5 protein-coding genes, 1 tRNA gene and 1 pseudogene are annotated in these 3,953 nt (G+C 68.8%); 4 read left to right on the top strand and 3 right to left on the bottom strand.

The annotated features are described in order from the left end of the window. The 3 genes from Q0C81_RS17150 to Q0C81_RS17140 form a co-directional block, all read left to right on the top strand. Positions 1-1,100: autotransporter domain-containing protein (locus tag Q0C81_RS17150; RefSeq protein WP_291840859.1), on the top strand; the 1,100-nt coding region annotated here is incomplete at its 5' end. Between the two features lie 101 nt (positions 1,101-1,201). Continuing rightward, a tRNA-Val gene (locus Q0C81_RS17145) sits at positions 1,202-1,278 on the top strand. Between the two features lie 84 nt (positions 1,279-1,362). Next, positions 1,363-1,620, top strand: a complete 258-nt coding sequence (locus Q0C81_RS17140; RefSeq protein WP_291840855.1) for a hypothetical protein — start codon at positions 1,363-1,365, stop codon at positions 1,618-1,620. An 11-nt stretch (positions 1,621-1,631) separates the two neighbouring features. Here Q0C81_RS17140 and Q0C81_RS17135 read toward each other — a convergent pair whose 3' ends face one another. The 3 genes from Q0C81_RS17135 to queC are packed head-to-tail and all read right to left on the bottom strand — an operon-like array spanning position 1,632 to position 3,360. Next, a complete protein-coding gene (locus Q0C81_RS17135; RefSeq protein ID WP_291840853.1) occupies positions 1,632-2,000 on the bottom strand; it encodes a 6-carboxytetrahydropterin synthase in 369 nt (122 codons plus the stop codon). Next, a complete protein-coding gene (gene queE / locus Q0C81_RS17130) occupies positions 2,000-2,635 on the bottom strand; it encodes a 7-carboxy-7-deazaguanine synthase (RefSeq protein WP_291840850.1) in 636 nt (211 codons plus the stop codon). Before queE ends, Q0C81_RS17135 begins: the two co-directional genes overlap by 1 nt. Continuing rightward, positions 2,632-3,360, bottom strand: coding sequence for a 7-cyano-7-deazaguanine synthase QueC (gene queC, locus Q0C81_RS17125; protein ID WP_291840847.1), 729 nt, complete (start codon positions 3,358-3,360; stop codon positions 2,632-2,634). The genes queE and queC overlap by 4 nt, the downstream gene beginning before the upstream one ends. Before the next feature lie 190 nt (positions 3,361-3,550). Here queC and Q0C81_RS17120 point away from each other — a divergent pair. Beyond that, positions 3,551-3,953, top strand: a pseudogene (locus Q0C81_RS17120) (response regulator receiver protein); the annotation flags it as partial.

Here is a 3,953-nt window from a genome sequence, read left to right as displayed (position 1 = left end):
CCAACACCATCTACGCCGACGCCCGACAGCGCACGACGCAGGAAGCGGGCTTGATCTCGGTCGAGGCGTCCATGTACGACGCCTTCTACAGCTCGCTGAGCCGTGACACCGACATGCGCAACGCCTTCCTGGCCCAGCTGTCGCGCGACGACTTCATCAACCTGTACGAACAGCTGCTGCCGGATCACTCGGGCGGCCCGCTGGTGTCCCTGGCCTCGGGCGTGGACGCCGTGACCCGCGCCCTGACCGGCCGGAACGCCTCGGCCGCGCCGGGCGAAACCAGCGCCTGGGTGCAGGAGATCAACTTCTACGCCGACAAGGACAAGACCGACTCCTACGGCTTCCGCTCGGAAGGCTTCGGCGTCGCCGGCGGCGTCGAGCGCGGCACGGGTCTCGGCGCGGTCGGCCTGTCGGTCGCCTTCACCTCGTCGGACCTCGAGGACCCCGAGTCCGAGGCCGAGGAAGTCCTGTCGGCCAACCTGCTGGAGCTGGGCCTCTACTGGCGCGCCCAGGGCCAGTACTGGACGACCTGGGCTCGCGCGGCCGCCGGCTACGCGACCTTCGAGTCCGAGCGCCGCTTCGTCGGCGCCGGCCTGAACCTAACCAACACCTCCGACTGGAACGGCCTGACGCTGTCCGCCGCCGGCGGCGCTTCCTATGAGCGCAGCTTCGGCCGCTTCAGCATCCGTCCGGAAGTCTACGCCGAGTACTTCTCGCTCAGCGAGGACGGCCACGTCGAAAGCGGCGGCGGCGACGGCTTCGATCTCGAGATCGACGACCGCGACGGCCACCTGTTCTCGGCCACCGCCGCGATCAACGTCGCCATGTCGATGGGCCAGAACAGCTGGCTGAAGCCGGAACTGCGTCTCGGCTGGCGTCAGAACATCTCGGTCGATCCGGGCGAGACCATCGCCCGCTTCCGCTCGGGCGGTCCGGACTTCCGCCTGTCGCCGGACACCATCGAGGGCGGCGGCCCGATCGTCGGCTTCCGCCTGAACGTCGGCAACGAACTGGGCATGCTGTCGGTCAGCGCCGACGCCGAAATGCTCGACAACTACGTGCGCTACATGCTGTTCCTGCGGGCCAGCTTCCGGTTCTAGGATCGGTAGACGACACACGACAAAAGGCCCGCCGGGATCACCGGCGGGCCTTTTTCTTTTCCGCGGTCCGGCCTAGAAGGCCCACCTCGCTTCACGCGACCGGGCGGCTAGCTCAGCTGGTCAGAGCACCTCGTTTACACCGAGGGGGTCGGGGGTTCGAACCCCTCGCCGCCCACCACTCCCGCCCCATTTCAAGCCGCACTCTGCGTCAGAGTGTATTCACCAATCCCGGGTTAACCCTGCCGGGTCGGGAGAATTCGCCATGAAGATCGTCAAACGCGCCGCCGCCCTGTCCGCCGTCCTCGCGGGATCGCTGATGCTGCAGGGCTGCCTGGTCGGAGCCGCCGTCGGCGCGGGCGCGGCGGTCGTCGGCGCCGGGGCCTCCGTGGTCGGCGCGGGCGTGGACGCCGTCACCACCTCGGATGAGGAATCCCGGGCCAGGCGCGAGCGCGAACAGCGCCAGTGGGAACGCGAACAGCGCCGCTGCGAGCGCCGCCAGCAGCAGGGCAAGACCTGCTAGCGCGGGCTTCTCTACAGGCTCAGGACGCAGCGCTCGTTGATGGTCGGGCGCGCCACCTGGATGCGGCACAAGCCCGGCCAGTCCGGCTTCAACTGGCCGACGAACCACAGGCACAGGTTCTCCAGCGACGGCAATTCCAGCCCCTCATGCTCGTTGAGCATGCCGTGATCCAGCTTCTCGGCGGCGGCCTTCAGGGCGCGATCCAGGGCGCCCAAGTCCGCGACCCAGCCGTGTTCGGCGTCCAGCACCTCGGAGCGGACCGTGGCCTCGACCGTGAACGAATGGCCGTGGACGCGACGATAGATGCTGCCCTCGGGTTCGTTGGGGAAGTGATGGGCCGCGTCGAAGGTGGCCTGTTTGGTGATCTCGAAGACGGGCATTAGCGGACGCCGATGTATTTGTGGGTCTGGACGCTGAGCCGCCATTTGGGGTGCGTCAGGCAGTATTCGATGGCCGCCGCCGTGTTGGCGGCCTGGTCGGGGCCGTCCATGGGCTGCAGCCAGAAGCGCTCGAAATCGAGCCCCTCGAAGCGGTCGGGCATGGCCTTGGCCTGGGGGAAGACCAGTTTCAGCTCCTGGCCGGCGGTCTGAACCACGGGCGCGTCGGCCTTGGGGCTGACGCAGATCCAGTCGATCCCGGCGGGCGCCGCCAGGGTGCCGTTGCTCTCGATGGCGATCTCAAAGCCGCGCGCATGCAGGGCCTCGATCAGGGGGGCGTCCAACTGCAGCAGGGGCTCGCCGCCGGTGCAGACGACCAGCCGGGGATCCCCCTCGCGGCCCCGCCACATTGACGCGACATGATCGGCCAGCAGGTCGGCCGTGGCGAACTTGCCTCCGCCGTCGCCGTCCGTCCCCACGAAGTCGGTGTCGCAGAAGGTGCAGACGGCCGCCGCGCGGTCGCGCTCCAGCCCGTTCCACAGATTGCAGCCGGCGAAGCGCAGGAAGACCGCCGGGCGGCCGGCCTGGCCGCCCTCCCCCTGCACCGTCAGGAAGATTTCCTTGGCCGCGTAGGTCACGACGCGATCCACGCCTGGTAGCCCGCGCCGCGCAGTTCGCAGGCCGGACAGTCGCCGCAGCCGTAGCCCCAGTCATGCCTATGCTCGCGGTCGCCGCGGTAGCAGGTGTGCGAGGCTTCGACGATCAGCTCGACCAGCGCCGCGCCGCCGATCCGGTCGGCCAAGGCCCAGGTCTCGGCCTTGGTCAGGGCCATCAGCGGGGTGTCGATCACCACCGGCTTGTCCAGCCCCAGGCTGAGCGCCCGCGCCATCGCCTCGATGGTGTCGCGGCGGCAGTCTGGATAGCCCGAGAAGTCGGTCTCGCACATGCCGCCGACCAGCACCTCCAGCCCACGCCGGTCCGCCAGAGCCGCCGCGCAGGTCAGAAAGACCAGGTTGCGGCCCGGCACGAAGGTGGTCGGCAGGCCGCGCGCGTCCATCTCGATGGCCCGCTCGGCGGTCAGGGCGCTTTCGGCGATCTTGCCGTAGCCCGTCAGGTCGACGACGTGGTCGGGCCCCAGCCGGTCAGCCCACTGCGGCAGCACCTTGATCATGCCGTCGCGCACGTTCAGGCGCGCGTCCATCTCCACCGCGTGCCGCTGGCCGTAGTCGAAGCCCACCGTCTCGACCCGGTCGAACCGCTCCAGCGCCCAAGCCAGGCAGGTGGCGCTGTCCTGCCCCCCGGAGAAGAGAACAAGGGCAGACTTTTCGGCGTGCTTTTCAGCGTCTTGGGACAATTCGCTCATGACAAACCTGCGGTCGGCCGGTCGGCCGCGCGCATGGACAAGGGGATGGGGCCTGAATTCGGCGGACGGGCCTTCTACACCAGCCCCGGCGGCGGGGCAAAAAAGGCGATAAGACGGCGGGTTCCATCTTAACCCTTCCGAAAACGGTTCCGCTGCATTGTCCACCGGTCGCAGTGGAGTGCCGGCCAGTATGCCGACAATCGAAACCCTTACCGAACGCGCAGAAGCCATCGGGCCTCAGACGCCGGGCAGCGACGTCTTCGCGCGCTTTGAGCGCGAACCGGACACCCTGGTCATTCCCGTCATCGAGGGCGATCGCCCCGTCGGCCTGATCGAGCGCAACGCCTTCCTGCTGAAGATCGCCGGCGCCTTCGGCCATGCCCTGTACGCCAAGCGGCCGGTCATCCACGTGATGGATCCCGAGCCCGCCGTGGTCGAGGCCGGCGTCAGCATAGACGCCTTCTGCGACACCCTGCTGAAGGGCGGCCCCGGCGCGCTGATGCGCGGCTTCATCGTCACCCGCAACGGCCGTTACCACGGCGTCGGCACCGCGGTCTCCCTGCTGCAGGCGGTGAACGACCGCCAGCGCGAGG

The organism is Brevundimonas sp. (assembly GCF_023259385.1).
Taxonomy (GTDB): domain Bacteria; phylum Pseudomonadota; class Alphaproteobacteria; order Caulobacterales; family Caulobacteraceae; genus Brevundimonas.
This window is presented reverse-complemented; position numbering and strand designations above follow the sequence as displayed.

Bases quoted from the DNA above. Each gene is read 5' to 3' on its own strand.
- Q0C81_RS17140 (WP_291840855.1), top strand. From the start codon at position 1,363: ATGAAGATCGTCAAACGCGCCGCCGCCCTGTCCGCCGTCCTCGCGGGA.
- Q0C81_RS17135 (WP_291840853.1), bottom strand. From the start codon at position 2,000: ATGCCCGTCTTCGAGATCACCAAACAGGCCACCTTCGACGCGGCCCAT.
- queC (WP_291840847.1), bottom strand. From the start codon at position 3,360: ATGAGCGAATTGTCCCAAGACGCTGAAAAGCACGCCGAAAAGTCTGCC.